General features: G+C 61.1%; 19 protein-coding genes, 1 tRNA gene and 1 pseudogene. All 21 read right to left on the bottom strand.

All coding sequences use genetic code 11. From position 1 onward, the window contains the following. Positions 1–5 precede the first annotated feature (5 nt). Positions 6–4,880, bottom strand: a complete 4,875-nt coding sequence (locus tag PY257_RS00320; protein WP_275737615.1) for a pilus assembly protein — start codon at positions 4,878–4,880, stop codon at positions 6–8. A gap of 12 nt (positions 4,881–4,892) precedes the next feature. After that, positions 4,893–5,591 carry a pilus assembly PilX family protein gene (locus PY257_RS00325; protein WP_275737617.1) on the bottom strand — a complete coding sequence of 233 codons (699 nt, stop codon included), beginning with the start codon at positions 5,589–5,591 and terminating at the stop codon, positions 4,893–4,895. 34 nt (positions 5,592–5,625) lie between these two features. Further along, positions 5,626–6,717, bottom strand: a complete 1,092-nt coding sequence (locus tag PY257_RS00330) for a PilW family protein (RefSeq protein WP_275737620.1) — start codon at positions 6,715–6,717, stop codon at positions 5,626–5,628. After that, entirely contained in the window at positions 6,714–7,340 is a 627-nt protein-coding gene (gene pilV / locus PY257_RS00335; protein ID WP_275737622.1) for a type IV pilus modification protein PilV, read from the bottom strand. The genes PY257_RS00330 and pilV overlap by 4 nt, the downstream gene beginning before the upstream one ends. A 40-nt stretch (positions 7,341–7,380) precedes the next feature. Beyond that, positions 7,381–7,986 carry a GspH/FimT family pseudopilin gene (locus PY257_RS00340; RefSeq protein WP_419095632.1) on the bottom strand — a complete coding sequence of 202 codons (606 nt, stop codon included), beginning with the start codon at positions 7,984–7,986 and terminating at the stop codon, positions 7,381–7,383. A 200-nt stretch (positions 7,987–8,186) separates the two neighbouring features. Further along, positions 8,187–8,263 (bottom strand) — tRNA-Pro (locus PY257_RS00345). 12 nt (positions 8,264–8,275) lie between these two features. After that, positions 8,276–8,767, bottom strand: a complete 492-nt coding sequence (locus PY257_RS00350) for a MerR family transcriptional regulator (protein WP_275737626.1) — start codon at positions 8,765–8,767, stop codon at positions 8,276–8,278. Positions 8,768–8,843: 76 nt separating this feature from the next. Then, complete coding sequence (locus tag PY257_RS00355) at positions 8,844–9,203, bottom strand: integration host factor subunit alpha (protein ID WP_275737628.1); 360 nt, start codon at positions 9,201–9,203, stop codon at positions 8,844–8,846. Between the two features lie 24 nt (positions 9,204–9,227). Further along, positions 9,228–11,675: a phenylalanine--tRNA ligase subunit beta gene (gene pheT / locus PY257_RS00360; RefSeq protein WP_275737630.1), complete on the bottom strand. Its 2,448-nt coding sequence runs from the start codon at positions 11,673–11,675 to the stop codon at positions 9,228–9,230. Positions 11,676–11,731: 56 nt separating this feature from the next. After that, positions 11,732–12,784 carry a phenylalanine--tRNA ligase subunit alpha gene (gene pheS, locus PY257_RS00365; protein WP_275737632.1) on the bottom strand — a complete coding sequence of 351 codons (1,053 nt, stop codon included), beginning with the start codon at positions 12,782–12,784 and terminating at the stop codon, positions 11,732–11,734. A 103-nt stretch (positions 12,785–12,887) separates the two neighbouring features. Then, positions 12,888–13,247, bottom strand: a complete 360-nt coding sequence (rplT, locus tag PY257_RS00370) for a 50S ribosomal protein L20 (RefSeq protein WP_275737635.1) — start codon at positions 13,245–13,247, stop codon at positions 12,888–12,890. Positions 13,248–13,274: 27 nt separating this feature from the next. Next, entirely contained in the window at positions 13,275–13,478 is a 204-nt protein-coding gene (rpmI, locus tag PY257_RS00375) for a 50S ribosomal protein L35 (protein ID WP_275737637.1), read from the bottom strand. 169 nt (positions 13,479–13,647) lie between these two features. Then, positions 13,648–14,241, bottom strand: a complete 594-nt coding sequence (infC, locus tag PY257_RS00380) for a translation initiation factor IF-3 (RefSeq protein WP_275737667.1) — start codon at positions 14,239–14,241, stop codon at positions 13,648–13,650. A 71-nt stretch (positions 14,242–14,312) separates the two neighbouring features. After that, on the bottom strand, positions 14,313–16,220 hold the full coding sequence (thrS, locus tag PY257_RS00385; protein WP_275737639.1) for a threonine--tRNA ligase: 1,908 nt from the start codon (positions 16,218–16,220) through the stop codon (positions 14,313–14,315). 254 nt (positions 16,221–16,474) lie between these two features. After that, a pseudogene (locus tag PY257_RS00390) lies at positions 16,475–16,705 on the bottom strand (isocitrate lyase); the annotation flags it as partial. A gap of 236 nt (positions 16,706–16,941) precedes the next feature. Continuing rightward, a complete protein-coding gene (locus tag PY257_RS00395) occupies positions 16,942–18,126 on the bottom strand; it encodes a tyrosine-type recombinase/integrase (protein WP_196995667.1) in 1,185 nt (394 codons plus the stop codon). A gap of 205 nt (positions 18,127–18,331) precedes the next feature. Beyond that, a complete protein-coding gene (locus tag PY257_RS00400; protein ID WP_196995668.1) occupies positions 18,332–19,633 on the bottom strand; it encodes a DUF3631 domain-containing protein in 1,302 nt (433 codons plus the stop codon). A gap of 737 nt (positions 19,634–20,370) precedes the next feature. After that, a complete protein-coding gene (locus PY257_RS00405; RefSeq protein ID WP_196995669.1) occupies positions 20,371–20,523 on the bottom strand; it encodes a hypothetical protein in 153 nt (50 codons plus the stop codon). Then, positions 20,520–20,726, bottom strand: coding sequence for a hypothetical protein (locus PY257_RS00410; RefSeq protein WP_044399176.1), 207 nt, complete (start codon positions 20,724–20,726; stop codon positions 20,520–20,522). The genes PY257_RS00405 and PY257_RS00410 overlap by 4 nt, the downstream gene beginning before the upstream one ends. Continuing rightward, positions 20,723–21,286 (bottom strand): hypothetical protein, encoded by a 564-nt coding sequence (locus tag PY257_RS00415; RefSeq protein WP_196995670.1) that lies wholly within the window; start codon positions 21,284–21,286, stop codon positions 20,723–20,725. Before PY257_RS00415 ends, PY257_RS00410 begins: the two co-directional genes overlap by 4 nt. A 397-nt stretch (positions 21,287–21,683) precedes the next feature. Next, positions 21,684–22,124: a hypothetical protein gene (locus tag PY257_RS00420; protein WP_275737646.1), complete on the bottom strand. Its 441-nt coding sequence runs from the start codon at positions 22,122–22,124 to the stop codon at positions 21,684–21,686. Positions 22,125–22,145: the final 21 nt, after the last annotated feature.

Consider the following 22,145-nt stretch of genomic DNA (forward strand, 5'->3'; position numbering starts at 1 on the left):
ACCACTCATAGATCGGTCCTTATCCCTGGGATTTCACGCCATTGCAGGCGCGGCGAATTCTTGAAGCAGATCGTCCCGTCCGATCCCTGACCGATGATGGCCAGCGCCTGTTGGTCCGGCCTGCAAGTGGCCTGCTTGGTGCAGGATTCGTTGCCATCCTCCGTGGTGCATTCGCACCCCGCCGTGCCCTTGACGCACTTGTCGCCGAAGGCGCGCGTGCCCGACTTGTCGCGCACCACGCGCACCTTCTGGTCCGCGATGTCGCGGGCCGCCGTGATGTACTTCGTCGCTCCGATGGTGACGACACCTTGCGTCACGCGCTCGGGCTTGCCCGAAATCGGGTCGATCGTGTAGAGCGCCGCATTCGGCTTGTTGGTGCAGTCGTCCACCTCCGTCTTGGGCCGCACCGTGGTGAACGTCAGCACGCCGGCTTTCATCACGGGGTTGGACAGCACCATTTCCGAGCTGCGCGGCAGGTCGAAATACCAGCCCTTGTTGATAGCCCAGTCGATGGCGCCACCATCCGTCACGATCACTGTGCCGTCGCTCTGCACCGTGTAGGTCCGGGCCACGAGGTCGCTGGCCTGTGGCAGTTGCGTCACATCGCTTGCATATCCGGGCTTGTCCCAGATGCCATAGATGCGCTGCGTCACCCCAATGCGCGGGAAATTGCTCGAATCGAACGCATCGCCCGTACCAAAGACCACCATCATGCCGCCTGTCGAGCGGAAGACGATTTCCGGCGCGCTGGTGATCGGCAGCGCGTTGGTCACGACGCTTTGGTCCGAACCTGTGCTGGTGGACCGCGCTATGTACAGCGGCAGCTTCTCGCCAGCGAACTCGTAGGGCACGCCCCATTGCGCCGGATCGGTGCTGCCCACGTTGAAGCGCCACATGTTGCCCTTCAGATCGCCGGCATAGATGACGTCCGCCGTGCCGTCGCCATTCACGTCCACCCAGGTCGGCGTCATCAGGCCGTTGCAATTGCTCGTGCATGACGCCGTGCCGGCGGTGGCGACGAGCTCCCTGTAGTGCGTGCCTTGCGTCCACGTCCCCGCCGACGACGGGCCGTCCACGTACAGGATGAACAGCGACGCCGCCCCCGTGGTCGATTTGTAGCCATTGCCGAAGATCACCGCGAAGCGCCCGTTGTTGAGCTTGACGATCGGCGACGCCTGGTTCGACCCCGTGTTGGAAGAAACGTCGCCCGTGATGTAGCCCAGATTCGCGTTGTCGTCCGACGTGAACTGCCATTTGAACGAGTCTTTCGACAGCGCGCCGGTGTCCGTCGCGTCGAGCGCGTACACCGCTTTGCCGCCGCGCCCCAGCGTGCCAAACACATAGCTGCGCCAGCGGGCCGCGGCCTGCGCGTCGGTTTCGGTGCTGGAGCCGGTGCCCAGCTGCACGTCGCCCGCGAAAGGCGAACCATCGACGTAGGGCCAGACCGTGCCTTGCGGCTGCGCCTCGCTCGTGCTGCTGATGAAGTTCGCGCCGTCCACGTGGGTGCGCCCGGTGGTGCCGCGCTGCAGCGGAATCTCGACCAACCGGTTCGCCAGCGCGCTGGGAATGTAGGCGAACACCTCCGCACCGCTGTCGGGGTTGAAGGCATGCACCATGCCGTCGTTGGCACCCACCCACAGCAGACTGTCGCGGTCTTGCTGATTCCTCACGAACGTGGCATAGCCCGGGAACGTCGCGCCGATGTAGTCCGCCGAGGGTGCCGCCTGCAGCCACGGCGTGGCATTGACCACCGGCCCGAGCAGGCTGTCACCGCGTATGCGCAAGCCGTTGACGCCTTCCTTGGTCTGGTCGCCGCGGATGTAGTTCACCGCCAACTGCGCATTCGCCTCGGTGAGGCTGTTGATGCTCGCCATTCGCGTCTTGTAATCGTCCGGCAGAGCAGCCCATATGAAATCCTTCCCCACGCCCGCCCAGTCGGTGACGATCGTGCGGGAAGCGCCCTGGTCGCCCCCGGTGCCATCCGCCCCGCTGGCGGCGATGCGCAGTTTCTGCCCGGCCTTCCAGTCCGGCGTGGTCTTGAAAAAGCCGTAATCGTCAAGTGAATATGCTTCGATATCCCCTTGCACAGTGGTCGAATCGAACTTGGCAACGTACTTGGCGCCCTCCATCGTCAACGCCGCGGACGATACGGCAGGCGCGGCGTTGGAGTTCCTTGCCAGCGAATCCAGCGCCTTGCGCAACTGCTCCTCCAGAATGTCCGGGCGGCGCGCCAGGAAATATCCATCGGGGATTCCATCCGCCCCGGGCGAGCCATCGGACTTCTGCTGGTCCCACATGCTCGGGTCCGTAGGCAGGGGAACTTCAGTGAACGTGTCATCCGGATTCTTGGTGCTGGATTTGAAATACCCATATTTAGCCGCATACCAGAGCGGCTCCTGGATCAGCGTATTCTGCGCGCCGAGCATGTGGAATTGCAGGGAAACCGGGAAATTCTGATCGAATACCTGGTTCCAAGCACTGTTGACAAGGCATGCGTTGTAAGTTCCAGCGGAATTACCCGATACGCCAGCGTTCGCCGCCTCCGTCACCCGGGCTGCCTTGTACGTGCCATCGCCGCACAAATACCCCTCGACGCCCGCCAGAGCCCCATCACCATCCTGATGCCTGTGGGTCAGATAACGGCCATCATGGTCCGTTCCCATGACGCTGAATCCATGAGTCCCCTTGTTCCCGGCACCGACATTGATAATGTCCGTGGTGATCTTGATGTCATACCCGGTCGAGCTTTCCGCATTGGCCACCACGTCGTACCGCAGAAAGCCCGCAATATCCATGTCGTAGTCGCCACCGAACAAGGCGTCGTTCCAGGTCACGACGAAGGTGCCGTAATCCGAGCCCGAGGCGATCGACGCAAACGTCAGCATGGCCCCCGTCATCTTCCCGGCGGAATCCCAGACGCTTTCGGGGGTGATATAGACATACTTCTTCGGATTGGTGCCTGGTATGGGAACCTCGACCCGCGCCACGCCGCCGGTCAGCGAGGCGGCCATGGTTTTCACCTTCAGCGCATCCTGCACGAATTTCAAATCCGTCGGCGGCGTGCCAATCTGTGCCGTTGTCCGGATTTTGGACGTATTGGCATACAGTGCCGCCCCCGCGACCTGGTAAGTACCGCCGATCGCCGGAGCCTCGGGACAAATGCCGGAAACATTGTCCAGCGACGCAACCGCCTTGGCGGAGCATGCGTCCCCATACCCCCCGGTGGCCGAGCCCACCGATCTCGACGTATTGGTAATTACCTCCTCATCGCCGACCTTGTTCACGTAATTGGTAAGGCTGCCCAGTGCTCTGTTGGGCAGTGTCTCGAACGGCGTGCCGGCCTGCCCATCGAAGCTCAATGCGCTACTGGACAATGCCAGCGTATACATGGGCCGGCAAATCGAGTTGCCATACAGATTTTTGCGCGTTGCGTTGGCGTTGGAGAGAGGATCGGCCCAGGCCACGACGGGGAGCCCCTTGTTCCCATCATTGGTCGTACTGCCTGGATTGGTCGAGGTTACACCTGAGTAATATTGCAAAGCTTGCACGACCATTTCACCCACAGGATTCCCCCACGCGGGCAGAGTGCCATCCGTCATATCTGCGGGCTTTTGGTTATTTGACCCATCGTAGCCTCCACTCCCGCGGCCATAAAGCACGTAGGAATCCAGCGCCTTGATGGCACCATTGCCCGTCGCACGCCCATCCGCCAAAGTCGCAGCACAGCCAGAGGAAGTGCTGTGGCAGAAAACCCCGGTACTCGGGTTGATTTCATCGAGAAAATCACCCATGTTCTTGCGCAGGGCACCCGCATTCAGATTCTTGTCGTAGCTGCCCGTAATCACCCCGAACTCGGTGCGCGCGGCGGTGTTGGCTGCATTCGAAAAACCGAACTCCTGAAACAGGCCGAAAGGCTTGTAGTTCGTCGTCGAATCCGGAGGAAATGCCTGGCAGCGCTCCTCGCCCAGCATACTGGCTTGGCAGACCTGGACGCGCACCGTCAGTTCAGGCCCGATACTGCCGTACTTTGCCCCATCCGTGCTATCACTCGGCGGACTCTGCTCATGCGCAATCCCACCATTCCCCTTGTCGGCATCCTTAAAATACCGGGCCAGCTTCACCCCCAGATCGCCAGCGCCCCATTCACACACCGTACCTTCGACCGTCGCCCACAATCTGTAATTGCCTTTTGCCAGTCGGATAACCGGGTTTCCACCCTCCCCCATCTGATCGGAGCGATTGCAAATACTGATGCCTGCATAGGCGTTTGGATTATTTCCCGTGGTTTTTGTCAGGGCAGCCGTCGTGAACGGCGTGTAGTCGCGAATATCCGTTCCATTATAAAATTTGACGAACGAATGCGAGTCTTTCGACAGATTGGTGCGTTCCAGAATCGTGCTGCTGGAGGTATCGGTACTCCGCTTGCCGCCATAAAGCATTTTACGAATGACATCCAGGCGCGTCATCGTACCCCAATTGAGAAAGTTACCGCTCCAATAGCTAGAACTGCTGGAACAGGTATAGCGTCCCCCGGTAATGGTCGCAATGGCGGCAGGCTCGAACCGATTATTGCTGCTCGAATAGCTGTAGCACTTCGTGGCGTCGAAGTAGCCGTAGTACTTGAACGTGGGGATGAACGTCGTGTCGATCACGCCATCGCCGTCGATATCCTCGAAATCAGTATAGATCGGGCCGAACAGCGTGTGATCCTTCGATGTCGCCAGCATCATCATCGGGCGGTTCGAGTTCGTCACGATGTTCGGCGGCACCGCCGGCTGCGGCGTGGACACATCGACGGGCGTGGCAAGTGCGAAAACCTGCATACACGCGGCACTCCACGCGAGCACCATTCGCAATACGGCATTGGGCGGGAATTTCATGGGTTCTTCCTGTCAGGGAAAGAAAATGCTTTGCAAAACGACCTGCGTCATTTGTGAGTAACCGAATCCACGCGCGGTGATGCGGTACATCGTGGACCATTGGCTGGCGTTCTCGCCCGTGGAGGTCACCATGGACTCGGCGGCGTTGATGCGCACGTCCTTGCGCTTGAACACCTCGATCAGGTATTCGGGCTGCTTCGATACGCTAGGCAGGGGCTTGATGCCCGTGTACGTGCCGAGTGGAACCGCGCCCGTGAAGGCGCAGCTTCCGCTGGGGGGCTTGGAGGCGGCATCGTCGTTCCACTGCCCGTTCTTGCCCGTCGGCCACCAGGGTTCGGCCAAGCTGGCGTCGGAACTGGCCGAGTCCCACGATACGGTCTTGTAGGCGTCGTCGGCCTTGTAGCACAGGCCCTGCGCGCAGTCGGCGGCGAATGCCGGCATGATGAGCTTGGCGTTGTTGCGATAGGCTGCGGGCCGGGTGCATGCGACGCCGGGCGGCGGGGTGCCGAGGCGGATGTCGCGCTCCGCGTCGCGCAGCGCGGCCTCCGCCGCCTGGCGGGCCACCTCCTGGTCCAACTGGTTGCGCGCCATGCCTTCGGAGAGCATGGACTGGCGGACCGTCCATACCGTCACGCCGACGATGGCAACGAGGAACAGCAGCACGACAATCAGGGCCACGCCGCCCTGCCGACGCGGTGAACGGGTATGCACGGGTGGTTGTTGGATCATCATTGCTCGCCCCGCTTCAGTAGGAGTTGCGCAAGGCGTTGCGCACACCGAACACCTGCACGTGGCGGCGGATGGTGTCGCCCTTCGGCTGGTCGTGGGCCGTGTCGTCGCAGTCCAGATACTGCTGCTTGGCGGCAGCATCGTCGGGCAGGCGGGTGTTGCCGCCCAATGTGCGCGTCAGCATGCACACCCTGACTGCGGTGACACGCGCCCAGGGAGTGAGGACAACACCGTTCACCGTCAAGTTCGGCAAAGCGGCCATGTCGCTGGCCGCGTAGAACTGGGTGGGCGCGAGCGTCGTTTCCGAATCGTATATACCGTATTTGAACCGCAAATCGATAACGCCCGCCAACAGGGGCTGGTATATCGCTACTGCCCCAAAATAGCCATTGGCATTGCCGCTGCACACCAGGCTGTTGGTCTGGATGGCAACCCCGTCGACGATGGTGGTGGTTACGTCATCGAGCCCGTAGCGGTTCGACACGAATATGGGCAGGCCGGGCGGCAACGTGTTGTCATAACTGGACGGCGGATCGCCTGTATTCCAGCTCCGCTGCATATTCCCGTCCTTGGAGGCCGGGTCGCCGCCCTCGCAATCCGCATGCTGCCCCAGGACATTGCCCATCGAATCGCTGGAGAAATGGTTCAGCACGATGGAATCGGGCTTGCTCTCGTCCGGCACGGGGCAGGTGGCGGTCTTGGGGTCGAAGCGCCCGCCGCTGCACCCGTAAATGGCAGTCTGGTAGACCGCCGCCGGCGCAGCCCAGTCCGTACCCGAGGGAGGGGTGGTGTTGGGCAGCGGCGGATAGGTGTCGTACATCAGCTTCTGGGTTTCGTCCGGCGCATTGGGCGGCACGATCGCCGGGTAGAAGCCGGCGTTTTCGATTTCGCGCCCGAGCAGTTGCAGCGCGAAAGTCCCGGTTTCCATGCTGGTGCTGGCGCGGTCGAGCGCGCGGTGCGCCTCGCGCGTGCCGAGGTACACGTAGGCCGCCGCGATGACGATCACCAGCGAAATCGCCATCGCCACCAGCAGTTCGATCAGCGACAGGCCGCGCGCGGCGACCCTGGGGGTTGTTGAGGCGCTCTTGCGCATGGCGGCCTTTTTCATGGGATGAACACGAAATTGGCGCAGCGCACGCCGTCCGGCGCGGCGGTGGCCTGGGGGCAGCAGCTTTGCGCCTTCATGCCGGTGCTGTCGTCCGCGCAGACGGGGGATTGGTCCAGCTCGGTGAACTTGCCGTCCGAGTCGGCTTTGAGGAAATCCTTGTCGTACCACATGAGGGTGACGCGAACCCCGTCGTGCTTGCCGCCGGCAATCTGGGCCGCCCCCTGGGGAATGCTGTCGCGCACCTGCTTTCTCCACACAGCCAGGTCGTAGGCGGCGCGCTCGTCCACGGTGCATGCAATGCCCGCGGCCTCGCACTGCTTGGCAGCGGCCCAGGTGCCCTGCACGTCGTCGGCCTGCTGCGTGGCCCAGTTGGCGGTGAGCTTGTAAGCCGAGGCGCCGCTGTCGTCCACGCCGTTGTTGTAGTTGCCTGCGATGCCGTCGGGGTTGATGCGGATGCGCTCCGCGATGTCGGACACCAGCCCCGACGCGGCGGAGCGCGACCAGGTGTTGATCTTGTACTTCGCCGTCGCTGCCTGCAGGCCGGCGATGCCCAGCAGGCCGATCGACAGGATGACGATGGCGATCAGAATCTCCATCAGCGTCATGCCCCTGGACGCGGGCATGGATTTTATTTTTGCATTTCGCATATGCCGCCTCTGCGATTCAAGAACAACTATTCTGTGAATATGGAATGATTCTGGTGCGCCCCATTTTGTCGAGGCATATGTTCGAGCCATATTTGAACGACGTATCCGAATCGGCGCCATTGATATCCAACACAAACATATTGGCACCGGCCAATGCATTCAGCCGCCCGCTGGGTGTGAACATCAATTTCTTTGGGGGAGTGCTGCCAGTGCTCGCCATCAGGGTGTATTGCGATCCGCTGGAATTCCGGGCGGCAATGATGTCGTCCAAAGCCGGTGTCGTCACGCTCGAATCGCAGGCTTCATTGAGAAACAAAATCCAGCCCTGCTGCCAATCCGGATCGCCCGTGGTTTTGCACGATGGCGTTGCGCTGCCACCCGCCGTCGCGCTCATGCACATCGAGACGCAGGTGTTCTTGCTGGCGGCCTCGTTGCGGGCGCGCATGATGCTGCCGGCGAACTCGTTGCTGATGTTCGCCATCTGGTTGCGGATGAGGAAGTCCCGGATCGACGGCGCGGCCAGCACGGCGAGCACCGCTGCGATGGCAAGCGTGACCATGAGCTCGATCAGCGTGAACCCACGTGCGCGCGCCCGTCTGCCTGAGAGTCGTGGTGTGATCATGCGTCGATGATGGCCCAAGCGAGCGGGAATTGAAGCGCCGTTTGGTGGAGCACCGGCGCCGCTGGTCTGGTGGAACGGGTCTGGAGCCAGTCCCACCCGAGCAGCAGCGATCAAATTCGCAGGTGTGCGCCCATGCTGGGCGCACAAGAAAAACGGGCTACGGCATTTCTGCCATAACCCGTTGAATTCAAATCGATGAATGGTCGGCGTGGCGGGATTCGAACTCGCGACCCCTTGCACCCCATGCAAGTGCGCTACCAGGCTGCGCTACACGCCGACAAGCCTAGCATTATAGCGTGGTTGCAGAGGGCGCCGACAGCAACTCACGGATTTCAACCAGTTCCCTGCGCATGTGCGCGATCTCATGTTCGGGGCCGGCATCGCTCCACGCGGCCGAAGAGGCGACCGGATCGCCGAAGGCGCTGTCCTCCGTGGCATAGCCTGCGACCATTGGGTCGGCGCCTCCTTCCGAATCCGGGAAATCCAGGAGGTGCCCGGCGTATCCATGGATGCCGTGATCCCCATGCGCCAGTTCCTGCAGCTTGTTGCGCGCGCCGCTGATCGTGAAGCCCTGGTCGTACAGCAGGTCGCGAATGCGCCGGATCATCAGCACTTCGTGGTGCTGGTAGTAGCGCCGGTTGCCGCGGCGCTTCATGGGCCGCAGTTGGGTAAATTCCTGCTCCCAGTAGCGCAGCACGTGCGGCTTGACGCCGCACAGCTCCGCCACTTCACCGATGGTGAAATAGCGTTTGGCGGGGATGGATGGCAGGAGTTTTCCCATGGCACTCGGGTGGCGCGCGGCGAAGTCGTTTAGCGTATCGCAGACGGCACGGTGCGGCTAGTCCGGTTTGCGTGAACTATTGGGCACCCAAGGCGCCGTCCGCCGTGTCTGCGGCAGCCTCGGCGTGCCCCTGTATCTGTTCCTTGAGCTTGGTGCTCGCATGGAAAGTGACGACACGGCGCGCCTGGATGGGGATTAGTTCGCCCGTGCGCGGGTTGCGCCCGGGGCGCGGCGCCTTGGTGCGGATCTGGAAATTGCCGAAGCCCGATATCTTCACGTCCCGGCCTTCGACCAGTCTGTCGGAGATCAGCGTGAAGAACGCATCGACCATGTCCTTGGATTCACGCTTGTTCAGGCCGATCTGCTCGAACAACAGATCGGCCAACTGGGCCTTGGTCAGCGCCGGCGTTTCCAGGCTTTCGACAGTGATTTCCATAGTGTTGTGTCCCTCTCCGCTGCCTCATTGATAACCGCGCAAGCGCGCACCCACGTCTTGTGCCAGCCCGGCCACCACAGCCTGAATGGCTGCTTCGATCTGGTCGTCCGACAACGGAGCGTCGTCACCATTCAATACCAGCCGCACGGCCAGACTCTTTTTCGCCGCAGCGGATAATTCTGCCGCAGAAGCAACTGCCATGCCGGCTGGCGAAGGGCGGTACACGTCAAACAGCACGGCAGAGCGCAGCAGCGTTGCCGGCAGTGCGCGGTGGACTGACGCCATCACCTGGTCATGCGTTGTGCTCTCGTGCACGAGAATGGCAAGGTCGCGCTCCACCGGCTGGAACTTGGCCACCGGGCGCACCTGCGCCACGCGCCGCTGCAGCACCGCATCGAGTTCCAGCTCGAACATCACGGGCGCAGCCGCGGGCAGGTCGTACGCCTGCCGCCAGCGCGGGTGTAGTTCACCCACGTAGCCGATGGCCTGGCCGTCGAGCAGCACGCGCGCGCAACGGCCGGGATGCATGGTCGGATGCTCGGCAGGCTCGAACACGGCCTTGGCAGGTGCCAGCAGCGCCTCGACGTCACCCTTGGCGTCGAAAAAGTCCACGGCCCGCTCCTTGACGCCCCATTGCAGCGCATCGGCGCTGCCGCATGCCATGCCCGCCACGCGCATGGGTTGGTGGAAGCCTTCCACGGTGGTGTCGCTGCTGGCCACCGACGGATCGCGCAGGAACACGCGCCCCACCTCGAACACGCGCACGCGCGATGCCTTGCGGTCCAGGTTGAACTTCAAAACTTGTAGCAAGGAGCCCAGCAAGGACGAGCGCATGACGCTCATTTGGCTTGCAATCGGGTTCAGCAGGCGGATCGGCACGGCATTACCGGCCAACTCGTTTTCCCAGCGCTGCTCCACGAAGCTGAAGTTGATCGTCTCCTGGTAGCCCAGCGCGGCCAGCGCGCGCCGCACGGCGAACGGGCTGCGTTCCTCTTCACGCCGGATCTTGGCCGTAATGGGCGCCAGCGGCGGGGTCGTCGGCAGGTTGTTGTAGCCCACCATCCGGGCGACTTCCTCGACCAGGTCTTCCTCGATCACGAGGTCGAAGCGGTATGAGGGCGGCGTGACCGTCACGGCGCCTTCACTCTCCTGCACCACCAGCCCCAGCCGGCGCAGCGCGCCAGCGCACTGCGCCTGGGTCAGCGGCATGCCGATGATCTTGGCGGCGCGCGCTACACGCAGCGTCACCGGCTTGGCGACCGGCATATGGGGCTGCAGGTCGTCCACCGGGCCGGGCGCGCCGCCGCAGATATCGACGATCAGCCGCGTCAGGCGCTCGATGTGCTCCACGTTCTGCCCAGGGTCCACGCCGCGCTCGAAGCGATGCCCCGCATCGGTGGCGAAGTTGTAGCGGCGCGAACGCCCCGCGATGGCCTTGGGCCACCAGAATGCGGCTTCCACGTAGATGTTGCGCGTGGCGTCGGACACGGCGGTGGCGTCGCCGCCCATGATGCCGGCCAGCGACTCGACCTGCTTGCTATCCGCGATCACGCCCACTTTTCCGTCGAGCGTGATCGTGCTGCCGTTGAGCAGCTTGAGTTGCTCGCCCGCATGCGCCCAGCGTACCTCCAGGCCGCCATGGATCTTGTCCAGGTCGAAGATGTGCGACGGGCGGCCCAGTTCGAACATCACGTAGTTGGAGATATCGACCAGCGCCGACACGCTGCGCTGCCCGCAGCGCGCCAACCGATCGACCATCCATTGCGGCGTCATTGCCTGCGGATTCACGCCACGGATGATGCGTCCAGAAAACCGTCCGCACAGGTCAGTGGCCTGAACGCCGACGGGCAGCCGCGCGTCATGCACGGGCGCCACCGCCGGAAACGTGGGCACATGCAACGGCGCCCCGGTCAAGGCCGACACTTCACGGGCGACGCCGTAGACGCTCAGGGCATGTGCCAGGTTGGGCGTGAGCTTGAGCGTGAACAGGGTGTCATCCAATTGCAGGTAGCCGCGTACATCCTGCCCCACCGGCGCATCGGCGGACAACTCGAGCAGGCCGCCATGGTCCTCGGACACCCCCAGTTCACGCGCGGAGCAGAGCATGCCAAAGCTCTCCACGCCCCGCAGTTTGCCGACCTTGATCTGGAACGGCTTGCCGTCTTCGCCCGGGGGCAGTTCCGCCCCCACGAGCGCGCAGGGCACCTTGATGCCGGGCCGCGCGTTCGGCGCGCCGCACACGATGGTCAGCAGCGCACCGCCGCCCGCGTCCACCTGGCAGACGCGCAGGCGGTCGGCGTTCGGATGCTGCACCGCCTCTTTGATCTCGCCGACCACGATCTTGCTGAACGGCGGCGCCACGGGCCGCAGTTCCTCCACCTCCAGCCCGGCCATGGTCAGGGCCTCGGCCAGTTCGACGGTCGTGAGCGGCGGGTTGCAGAACTCGCGCAACCAGGATTCAGGGAATTGCATGTGAGATGTCTCTATTCAACAGCGGCGGCAGGCCGGCGGCGCGGCCCCGCAGGCGTTTACTGGAACTGGGAAAGAAAGCGGATGTCGCCGTCGAAGAAAAGCCGCAGATCGTTGACGCCGTAGCGCAGCATCGTGAGCCGGTCGGGGCCCATGCCGAAGGCAAAGCCGATGTAGCGTTCGGGGTCGAGGCCCATGTTGCGCACCACGTTCGGATGCACTTCACCCGAACCGGCCACTTCGAGCCAGCGGCCTGCCAGCGGGCCGCGCTGGAACTGGATGTCCACTTCCGCACTGGGCTCGGTGAAGGGGAAAAAACTGGGGCGAAAGCGCAGCACCAGGTCGTCGCTTTCGAAGAAGGTACGGCAGAAGTCGGTGAACACCACCTTCAAGTCCTTGAAGCTCACGTTCTCGCCGATCCACAAGCCCTCGCACTGGTGGAACATGGGCGAGTGGGTGGCATCGCTGTCCACGCGGTAGGTGCGCCCGGGCGCGATGACGCGGATTTCAGGCATGGCCCGGCCAGCATCCAGCGCCGCGCGGTGCTTCTTGACGTGCTGCACAGCGTGGCGGATCTGCATCGGGCTGGTGTGGGTGCGCAGCAGGTTGGGCGCGTTGACCGGGCCGCCTTCCACATAGAAGGTGTCGTGCATGGACCGGGCTGGATGGTCTTCCGGCGTGTTGAGCGCCGTGAAGTTGAACCAGTCGGACTCGATCTCAGGCCCCTGCGCGACCTCGAACCCCATGGAGCCGAAGATCGCCTCGATGCGCTCCAGCGTCAGCGATACGGGGTGCAGGCCGCCGATGCCGCGCTGGCGGCCCGGCAGGGTCACATCGAGCGCCTCGGCCTTCAGATGGGCCTGCAATTCGGCCTCGGCCAGTTCCTGGCGGCGGGCGGTCAGCGCGGCCTCGATAGCCTGCTTGGCCTGGTTGATCACGGCACCGCGCGCTTTCTTCTCGTCCACGCCGAGCGCGGCCAAGCCCTTCATCAACTCTGTGATGCGGCCCGATTTGCCCAGGAACTGGGCCTTCGCGTTCTCAAGGTCCGCAGGCGTCGCGGCCTGTGCGAAACGCTGCCGGGCGCTATCGACCAATCCATCCAACTCGTTCATAGATTCTCTTGTCAAATGACAAAGGGCTAGTGCCTTATCAAGCCCTAGCCCTTGTTTCTGTTGCGCTGGCAGCTATCAGAACGATAGCTGTCATCGTGAAAAATCAAGCAGCCAGCCGGGCCTTGACCTGCTCCACGATGCTGCCGAAGGCAGCCTTGTCATGCACGGCGAGGTCGGCCAGCATCTTGCGGTCGATCTCGATGGCAGCCTTCTTCAGGCCGTTGGCGAACTGGCTGTAGGTCAGACCCAGTTCACGCGCGGCAGCGTTGATACGCGCGATCCACAGTTGGCGGAAGACGCGCTTCTTGGCACGACGGTCACGGTAGGCATATTGCCCGGCCTTCATCACCGCCTGCTTGGCGATGCGGAAGACGTTGCCGCGGCGGCCGCGGAAACCCTTGGCCAGAGCCAGAACCTTCTTGTGACGGGCGCGAGCCGTTACACCACGTTTGACGCGAGGCATGTGAGTACTCCTTGTTCGTCGGTTGAGTTACAGGCCGGCCAGCGGCAGCATTTGCGCGATGTGACCCATGTTGGTCTCATGCACGCTGACTGCACCGCGCAGGTGGCGCTTGTTCTTGGTGGTCTTCTTGGTCAGGATGTGACGCTTGAAGGCTTGCCCGCGCTTGACGGTGCCACCGGGACGAACACGGAAGCGCTTTTTCGCGCTGCTCTTGGTCTTCATTTTGGGCATGTGAATGCTCCTTTTTGCGTGCTCGCGAGGCGCTGCAGACCTTTCCGCAGACTTGTCGGCCCCGAGCCACTTTTGATCGACAGCACAAGACTGCCGGACGGCACCTGCCGAAGCAGGCACCTATTTCCGGTGCACGCACCGGCTCCACGCCGACGCGGCACCCGAAAACCTATGCTGCAGCTTCCGCCGCAGGCTTCGCAGAAGACGGCTTGCGCTTACCCGGCGCGATCATCATGATCATCTGCCGCCCTTCCAACTTGGGAAACTGCTCCACGACGATCAGGTCGCCCAGTTCATCGCGAATGCGCTGCAGCAGTGCCATGCCCAGATCCTGGTGGGTGATTTCACGGCCACGGAAACGCAGCGTGATCTTGCACTTGTCACCGTCTTCCAGGAAGCGGCGGATGTTGCGCATCTTGATGTTGTAGTCGCCGTCGTCGGTACCGGGGCGGAACTTGATTTCCTTGACCTCGATGACCTTCTGCTTGGCCTTAGCCTCCGCCGCCTTCTTCTGTTCCTGGTACTTGAACTTGCCGTAGTCCATCAGACGGCAGACGGGGGGATTGGCGGTTGCGGCGATCTCCACGAGATCGACATCAAGCTCCCCGGCCATGCGCAATGCATCGGCCAAGCTCACGATACCCAGCGGTTCATTTTCCGGCCCGGAGAGGCGAACCTCCGGCGCCATGATTTCCCGGTTCAGACGATGCTTGCGTTCCTCCCGCTGACGGCGGTCACGAAATTCAGTAGCGATGGTGCAAATCCTTCATGTCAATTGCTACATAAAAAGTAGCTAAAGCCGCCCAGCCAGCAAGCCCGGGCGGCCTTTTCATATCAAACCTTGGAAGCGATGTCTTGCGAAACCTGCGCAGCGAACGCATCGACCGACATGACACCGAGATCCTTGTTGCCTCGGGCGCGAACTGCTACGGCACCTGCGTCCCGCTCCTTGTCGCCCACGACGAGGATGTAAGGCAGCTTTTGCAGCGAATGCTTGCGTATTTTATACGTAATCTTCTCGTTGTGCAGATCGAGCTCTGCCCTAAACCCTTGATTTTGCAGCGTTTTGGCAACGGTTTGCGCATACTCGGCCTGTGCGTCGGTAATGTTGAGCACCGCCACCTGCACCGGCGCGAGCCATGCGGGCATGGCGCCGGCGTGGTGTTCGATGAGCATGCCGATGAAACGCTCCAGGCTGCCGACGATGGCCCGGTGCAGCATCACGGGGTGGGCGCGCCCGCTGCTTTCGGTCACGTATTCCGCCCCCAGCCGCTCGCCCATGTTGAAGTCCACTTGGATGGTGCCGCACTGCCATTGGCGGCCCAGGGCGTCCTTGAGCGTGTACTCGATCTTGGGGCCGTAGAAGGCACCGTCGCCCGGCGAGATGATGAACTCCACGCCCGAGCGGCGCAGCGCCTCGAAACAGGCGTGCTCGGCCTTGTCCCACAGCGCATCGGAGCCCACGCGACTTTCGGGCCGCGTCGCCACCTTGTAGATGATGTCGGTGAAACCGAAATCGGCATATACCTTCTGCAACTGCGCGGTGTAGGCCACGCATTCGTCGAGGATCTGGTCCTCGGTGCAGAAGATGTGGCCGTCGTCCTGCGTGAAGCCGCGCACGCGCATGATGCCGTGCAGGCCGCCGCTGGGCTCGTTGCGGTGGCACTGGCCGAACTCGCCATAGCGCAGCGGCAGGTCGCGGTAGCTGCGCAGGTCGCTCTTGAAGATCAGCACATGGCCCGGGCAGTTCATTGGCTTGAGCGCGTACTCGCGCTTTTCCGACTCCGTGGTAAACATGTTCTCTCGGTAGTTCTGCCAGTGGCCGGTTTTCTCCCACAGGCTCTTGTCCAGGAGTTGCGGCCCTTTCACTTCCTGGTAGCCCGTGGCGCGGTACACGCCGCGCATGTACTGCTCCACCGCCTGCCAGATGGCCCAGCCTTTCGGGTGCCAGAACACCACGCCGGGCGCCACGTCGTCGATGTGGAACAAGTCGAGCTCCTTCCCCAACTTGCGGTGGTCGCGCTTTTCGGCCTCCTCGATGCGCTGGATGTAGGCGTCGAGGTCCTTCTTGTCGGCCCAGGCCGTCCCGTAGATGCGCTGGAGCTGCTCGTTCTTCGCATCGCCGCGCCAATAGGCCCCGGCCAGCTTGGTCAGCTTGAACACCTTCAGGAAGCGGGTGTTCGGCACGTGCGGGCCGCGGCACATGTCCACGTACTCCTGGTGGTAGTACAGGCCCATGGCGGTTTCGTCGGGCATGTCGTCGATCAGGCGCAGCTTGTAGTCTTCGTTACGCTGCTGGAAAACCTTGATGACCTCGGCACGCGGAGTCATCTTCTTGATGACGTCATAGTCCTGCGCAATCAACTCGTGCATGCGTCGCTCGATGGCAGCCACGTCCTCAGGCGTGAAGGGGCGCTCGTAGGCGATGTCGTAATAGAAGCCATCCTCGATCACCGGGCCGATGACCATGCGCGCCGTGGGATATAACTGCTTGACCGCATGCCCCACCAGGTGGGCGCACGAGTGGCGGATGATCTCCAGCCCCTCTTCGTCCCGGGGCGTGATGATCTGCAGCCGTGCATCGTGGTCGATCACATCGCTGGCGTCCACCAGCCGGCCATCGATCTTGCCGGCCACGGTGTTCTTGGCCAGGCCGGGGCCGATGGAGCGGGCCACTTCGGCCACGGTGACCGACTGGGCGAAGTCGCGGCGGGAGCCGTCGGGAAGCGTAATCTGGATCATGGATTGCATCGAAAAATTCAAGGAACGCGCCCATGAAAAAAGCGCGGGCTGGTGTCCGCGCTTTCTATGGGGGAGTGCCGAAAAAAGGATTCGAGCAGGCGCGAACGGCGGGCCTCAAAGGCCAGTGGCAAAAGCCGTTGTAGACGTTCGCGGTGTCATAACCAGACTGCCTTTCTCGCCCTCGTTGAGATTGCCGTGGAGGCGGTATTTTACCCCCGCGGCCCGGGCGCCTTTGCCGGCAGTGCCGACCCAGTTCAGTGGAACTGATCTTCTTCCGTGGAACCGGTCAGGGCCTTCACGCTCGAAGAACCGCCCTGGATCACGGTCGTCACATCGTCGAAATAGCCTGCGCCCACTTCCTGCTGGTGCGACACGAATGTGTAGCCCTTCTCGCGTGCTGCGAACTCGGGTTCCTGCACCATGTTCACGTAGTGCTTCATGCCTTCGCCGCGTGCGTAGGCGTGGGCGAACTCGAAGGTGTTGTACAGTCAGCCGATACCGTAAGTGCAAGATTTTTAACGGATTTTTGCGTTTTCCGGGTGTCTTTTCCTGGACCACCCACGCATGCCCCACTCGGTCACGGTATGCCTTTTCAAACTGACAAACCGTTGTGCGCTTTCCCTCGATTGAGATGTCCATTCACCCCCCACCATCCACCCAACCCACCGAAGTGGGCGTTGGATGGCGGGATGGGAGAGTTTTGGACCTGCTTAAATTTTAGTCAGGCTTGGGCTGCTCCGGGAGCCTGCCAGCTTGCGTCCACCACCCTGGCTGCTACATCCACCGCCGAGAACAAAGTTTCATCGGCCAAATGGCTGTAACGGGTGGTGGTCTTGATCTGAGAGTGTCCCAACAGCTTGCTGACCACATAGATGGACTGACCCGAGTTCACCAAGTTGCTGGCAAAGGTGTGGCGCAAGTCATGCATCCTCAAGTCATCCAGACCGACCTGCTTGCGAACCTTGTCCCAGGGGTGGTACAGATTGCCATAGGGCTTCTGTGTCTCCGGGTTCGGGATCACATACGGACATCCCTTCCAGCGTGGCAGGCTGTTCAACACCTCCAGGGCTCTGGCAGAAATGGGAATGTTGCGGGCCTTGCCATTCTTGGACATGGGGATGCGCCAGTTGCGCCGCTCCAGATCGAAGTGTTCCCACTGGGCATCCAGCAGCTCCCGCTTGCGGCATCCGAACATCAGCAACAGGGACACGATGTGCTTGAGCTGGGTGTTCTCGCTTTGGTCCAGGGCTTCATAAAGCCGTTGGGTTTCCGCAGCCGTGAGGTAACGTTCCTTGGCGTTGTTCGGGTGGAAAAGCACCACGCCATTGGCCGGGTTGGACTGAGATCCCGGAATCTCCTTCTTCTTGGCAAGGTTGAACATGATTTTGAACAGGACGGGCAGCTTATTCGCTTGGGCGAGCGCATAACCCTTGGCACGCAAATCGAGGTGGGCCTCGGTGAGCATGACGGTCGTGATTTCGTCCAAGTGCTTGGATCCGAAACGCGGCAGGATGTGATGGTTCAGAAAACTGATGGTCGATTGGAAATTCCTTCTGTGCAGGTGGATGTGGGGGATGTAGGTGTCGCGGACAAACTCGGCCAGGGTGGGCACCTGACGCAGAGCCTTGCGGTCTTCCTGGGGATTGCCGCCAAGTTCAACCTCGGATCGCAGGTACTGAGCCTTCTTTCGGGCCTTGTCGTGGCTGATGGCATCGGCGTCCCCAATCTTGTGTTGGCGCAGCTTGCCGTGGGCGTCCCGATAGCGAAGGTGAAATGTCTTGCCACCGGAGGGTCTGACCTCCAGGATGAAGCCTTTGATGGATGAGTCGTAGTAGTCCACCTTCCCTTTCTCGGGTGGACAGACCGCCTCTTTTACGAACTGGGCGCTGAGTGAGACAACGGGCATGTGAACCTCCTTGGGTGATGGTTGATGAACGTCCGGCGCACAAGGCGCAGGGCATGGATGGATGAAAGGCGCACGGATTCCAAACCTGTGGAGGTTTGGGTGTGCAGAAAAGCACGCGGGCAGCGGGCCTTTTGGGTAAGGCCATGCCCGGTATCGGAAAAGCCGCCCTACATGCAACGGCTTTGCAGGTCAGGGGACAAACAACTCAGAAATCCACGTCTGGAAATTCGTAGGGCACCGGGGCAGATCGGGCAATCGGCGTCGAACTGGCTTGAGCCACCGCAACCGCAGGGGCCGCAGGGGCCGCAGGGGCCGCAGGGGCCGCAGGGACGGTACCCTCCTTACGTGCATCCACTGATGCACTCGGAACGCCAAGGTAGCGCTTGAACACCTCCTCAAATTCGCGCACCTCATACCCCTTGGGTGTCGAAGCATCGCGCATACGAACCGTCTTGGAACGAATGCCATATGAACTGAGGTTCTTGGCCAATTGACGTGCGGTCAAAGGAAAACCCCGGTTGTAACTGTCCCACCCCATTTCGGAATCCTTGAACAGCAACTCAAGCAGCTTGGCCGAGGGGATGTACCGATCTCGATACGATGCCAACACTTCCCGTATGTCTGCCAACAGGTTATTGCTCATGGACTGCGGTTCTTCGGTTGATCCCTTAATGGACAAGGCCGCTTCACGCGCTTTCGCCAGCCAACGAGGCCCTGCACAACGGGCTACGGCAAACAAAGGCTCCCAGTTGTCTTGCTCCCGATCACTCAACTCGCTGGGCATGTCGGTGTGTCCCTCTCGCAAGCTTTGCTGCTGATCCGCAACAAAACGATGGATCTGTGAACGCAAGGTGGCAAACAGCCCTCGATCGGCAGAACGCAAGCGCTGCACAGTCTCACCTTGGACCTTTCGCCGCATTTGGACCCGAACACAGCGGCTCAATGTGGCATCTGCCAAGCGACGTTCCATGGCGATACCGGCAATGGCTTTGGGACCAAACACACGGTAAGGCACAGGCTGCAAGCGATCCCCAATCGTTTCCACCCGCACCACCACACCACGATGCTCATACCCCTTGTTCAAGATACCGGCCATTTCTGGATTGCTTTCCAGAAAGGTGTCAGCTTCATCGATCAGCACCGTGGGACCATACAGATGAATGATCCGAAACAGAGCCGCCACCGTGATGTTGGCCGTCTCAAATGAGCGATGCGCCAGGCGAGCAATCAATTCCAACGCCACTGACTTGCCACAGGCCCGCTCGGGAGCATTGATCAGCAACAGGGGCGAGTAATGAAATTGCCGAAAACTGTAGGTGTGGGTGATCCAAAGCACCATGGCCGTCACATAGCAATCATCAGCGATCACGTAAGTTCGTATGGTTTCATGCAGCGCATCCAACAACACTTCACCCGTTACAGGAGACATCCAGGGCGCTGGCGGGCTGAGATCGAGGAAATCTTCCAGATCATCGGAGGCAGATTTGGCCAAAGATTTTTTCGACATAACTATCCTTTCTGATTTTCAAAGAACGAGGAAGAGCAGGTTGGCCAACCTTGGTTTAGACGATTACGTTCGTCTAACCAGATTGAATTCTGCATATTCACCTCTCCCCAAGCAAATCCACCCGACGCAAAATTCATGATTCCTCGCCCTGCCGATTTTGTCCGCCGCACACATCCAATGAATATAAATATATAAAGCAGTAACCCAGGAAAATCCCTAGCCACAGCATTTAAATCAGTACCGCCGATTTCATCCAAGCCAAAGGCATTTAAACCTGTTCATTTTTCAGCGTGAACGAAAGCACTCACGCCTTATGCAGAAATTGCATCCAGGTTTATGTGCCATAACTCTGATGCCCGGAGCTTGAGGGTTGCTCCAAAAACCCAAAATCAAGAGCAAGATGCGTGACCGAAAATTTTTTTGATCATGTGTTGTAAATCTGCAAATCTCGGTCAAGAACCAGCCCGCCGCCGTCCGGCCCCACCCCCTCCCCGGGTGGCCGCAACATCCGCCACGTCTGCAACGGGGCCGCACCCCTCCGGGGCCTGCCTGCCCCTCCCCGGCCCTAGCCTCCGGGCCTGCCTGCGTGCCCCATGAATTCACCCAGCCGTTACCCCTTCATCACTGAAAGCCATCGCAAAAAAAGATGGGCCACCACCCCAACCATCCCCACTCACCTTCCGCAAACCATCAAGGATGGGTGCAGGAAAAGCTACTGGACATGGCCGGGGTTGGGTTCAGTGCAGGTGTGTGCAGCCCAAGGCATCGGAATCCAGGGCGCTGAGGTGAGCAGCTTCAGACACGATCACCAGGGGCAACAGGTCTTGAGGCAGGTCATCCCAGTCCAGGGCGCGTTGGGTGGCCAGAGAGAGGCTGTCTGTGTAGGTCATGGGAAATCCTTTCGGGTTTTGCGACGGTGGAGAAAGAAGAGCACCAGCAATCCCAGCAAGGCCAGGATCAGTGCGACGATGGGAAACAGGTAACAAAGCAAGGCGGTACAGGCCACACCCACCATGCGGGTGTTCGAGAACATCAGGCCCAGCACGCCAGCAGCCATGAGGCCAGCAAGGATGTGGATGACCTGGGGTTTCAATCACGCCCTTTCGGCAAGGGACGTGGAAGCCGGGGCTTTCGGCCTGTGTGGGACTTGGAACCATGGGCGTCTGCTGTCGATGCCTTGCCGAATGCAGCCAAAGCCACTTGGGTGAAGTTCATGCCTTCCACATGCGCGTGATGGCGAGAGTTTTGGGGGTTCAGGCGGATCAGACCCAAGTCACGCAAGGCCGACATGACAAAACCCCCGGTGTTGATGGATTTGCCGGGGTGCAAGGCATGGAAGCTGCGGGATGTGAGTTCTTGACCACCAGCCACAAGGGCATCAATCCGAGCACCAGCAGCCCAATCCCCGCAGAACATGCCGCCGCCAGAGTTGGAGACGATGCGCAGGTGCAGGGATTGGTCCGGGTGACGACCTATGGCGTAGGTCAATGTGGATCGGCCCGATACGGAGGTGCATTCAGCCGTACAGAGGCATTCGATGATGGGCAGTGCTTCTTCCTGGGGTTCGGAGGTATCTAGGACTTCGGGCGTTTCCGTACTTTCGGATTCGGCCACTGCATTCACAGGATCAAGGGGTGTTGCAAGGTCAGACATGGGCGTCCTTTCAGGAGGGGTTGAACGGGATGGCAGGCTCAGGCTTGAGCCCTTTCACATAAGGTGCTGGGTTTTGCGCAATGGCAGTGGAGGGCCTTCACCGGTCAGATCCAGCAGGTCAAGGCTTCCTGGGGGTGAATGCGGACAACATCAAGCAAGGCCATGGCGTCGGCCAGATCCCGGCTTTGACCACCGTCGTACTAGCGGATGGCGGCCCTTTCCAGCCACAGCTCTTGCAGGTGTTCAGGCAGGCGCTTGACCATTGAGGCCACGACAGGATCAATGGGTGGGGTGCGGGTCAAATAGGTTTCCTTTCTGGACTTGGGTTGATCTGGGCAATAAAAAACCGCCTCAATGGGCGGTTTGCAGGGGTGCCACGGATGGCGGGTTTCGGGGTCTATGTGGCATGCGGCTTCTCCATGGCTGGGGCGGTGGTGACAGGGGTTTCTGCGAAGCGTTCACACAGGGTCAGCAAGGTGGCATCGGTGCAGGGTTTGGGCACATAAACCACCACGCCGAATCCATCGCTGGACAGGACGAAGGTGATTTCGTACCAATGGGCATGGGCTTCGCAGATTTCCCAACTGGGCACAAAAGCTGGATCGCTCATATCAAGGCCCAGCCCATTCGTGAAAATGGGCAACGACAAGGCAGCTTCCAAGCTTTGGGCTGTGTCCCCCGTTTCCATGACGATGACGTGCATCAGGCCAGATAAGGGGAATTCATCCAGCAGATCGGACAGGGATTCGATCCTGGCTGACAGCAAATGTCGTAACTCGGCATTGGGGTGATGGGTGGCGGCGGATTGGATGGATTCAGCGGTTTTGAAAATCTCCATAGGCAGAACTCCTTTCTGGTT

Source organism: Curvibacter soli (assembly GCF_029211125.1).
Classification (GTDB): Bacteria; Pseudomonadota; Gammaproteobacteria; order Burkholderiales; family Burkholderiaceae_C; genus Curvibacter_A; species Curvibacter_A soli.

Excerpts from the sequence above, each read along its gene's own strand:
- PY257_RS00320 (WP_275737615.1), bottom strand. The coding sequence starts at position 4,880 with ATGAAATTCCCGCCCAATGCCGTATTGCGAATGGTGCTCGCGTGGAGT.
- PY257_RS00330 (WP_275737620.1), bottom strand. The coding sequence starts at position 6,717 with ATGAAAAAGGCCGCCATGCGCAAGAGCGCCTCAACAACCCCCAGGGTC.
- pilV (WP_275737622.1), bottom strand. The coding sequence starts at position 7,340 with ATGCCCGCGTCCAGGGGCATGACGCTGATGGAGATTCTGATCGCCATC.
- PY257_RS00340 (WP_419095632.1), bottom strand. The coding sequence starts at position 7,986 with ATGATCACACCACGACTCTCAGGCAGACGGGCGCGCGCACGTGGGTTC.
- PY257_RS00350 (WP_275737626.1), bottom strand. The coding sequence starts at position 8,767 with ATGGGAAAACTCCTGCCATCCATCCCCGCCAAACGCTATTTCACCATC.
- PY257_RS00355 (WP_275737628.1), bottom strand. The coding sequence starts at position 9,203 with ATGGAAATCACTGTCGAAAGCCTGGAAACGCCGGCGCTGACCAAGGCC.
- pheT (WP_275737630.1), bottom strand. The coding sequence starts at position 11,675 with ATGCAATTCCCTGAATCCTGGTTGCGCGAGTTCTGCAACCCGCCGCTC.
- pheS (WP_275737632.1), bottom strand. The coding sequence starts at position 12,784 with ATGAACGAGTTGGATGGATTGGTCGATAGCGCCCGGCAGCGTTTCGCA.
- rplT (WP_275737635.1), bottom strand. The coding sequence starts at position 13,247 with ATGCCTCGCGTCAAACGTGGTGTAACGGCTCGCGCCCGTCACAAGAAG.
- rpmI (WP_275737637.1), bottom strand. The coding sequence starts at position 13,478 with ATGCCCAAAATGAAGACCAAGAGCAGCGCGAAAAAGCGCTTCCGTGTT.
- thrS (WP_275737639.1), bottom strand. The coding sequence starts at position 16,220 with ATGATCCAGATTACGCTTCCCGACGGCTCCCGCCGCGACTTCGCCCAG.
- PY257_RS00395 (WP_196995667.1), bottom strand. The coding sequence starts at position 18,126 with ATGCCCGTTGTCTCACTCAGCGCCCAGTTCGTAAAAGAGGCGGTCTGT.
- PY257_RS00400 (WP_196995668.1), bottom strand. The coding sequence starts at position 19,633 with ATGTCGAAAAAATCTTTGGCCAAATCTGCCTCCGATGATCTGGAAGAT.
- PY257_RS00405 (WP_196995669.1), bottom strand. The coding sequence starts at position 20,523 with ATGACCTACACAGACAGCCTCTCTCTGGCCACCCAACGCGCCCTGGAC.
- PY257_RS00415 (WP_196995670.1), bottom strand. The coding sequence starts at position 21,286 with ATGTCTGACCTTGCAACACCCCTTGATCCTGTGAATGCAGTGGCCGAA.
- PY257_RS00420 (WP_275737646.1), bottom strand. The coding sequence starts at position 22,124 with ATGGAGATTTTCAAAACCGCTGAATCCATCCAATCCGCCGCCACCCAT.